Source organism: Bacillus sp. NTK074B, assembly GCF_017303375.1.
Lineage (GTDB): Bacteria > Bacillota > Bacilli > Bacillales > Bacillaceae_B > Rossellomorea.
The window spans coordinates 1-262 of sequence record NZ_JAFKOH010000160.1; the positions used below are offsets into that span (position 1 = coordinate 1).

The 262-nt window shown below is 68.3% G+C and carries 1 pseudogene; it reads right to left on the reverse strand.

Annotated features, from left to right (window positions below):
- Positions 1 to 82 precede the first annotated feature (82 nt).
- A pseudogene (locus JI667_RS23545) lies at positions 83 to 262 on the reverse strand (hypothetical protein); the annotation flags it as partial.

Sequence of the window (262 nt, forward strand, 5' to 3'; positions counted from 1 at the left end):
CATTCCGCCAGCACCCGGTTGATCGCTGCGTGCAGGTCGGGCGCGCTGTCGATCAGCGTGCCGTCCAGATCGAAGACGATCCTCATGCCGCCATCCTTTGCACCGAGGCGCGGATCGCCCGCATGTTGGCGCCGTAGGGCTCTGGGTTCTCGACCGAGCCGCCCTTGAACACCGCAGACCCCGCGACCAGCACATCCGCGCCGGCCGCCACGACCTTGGGCGCGGTCTCGGGCGTGACGCCGCCGTCGATCTCGATATGGAT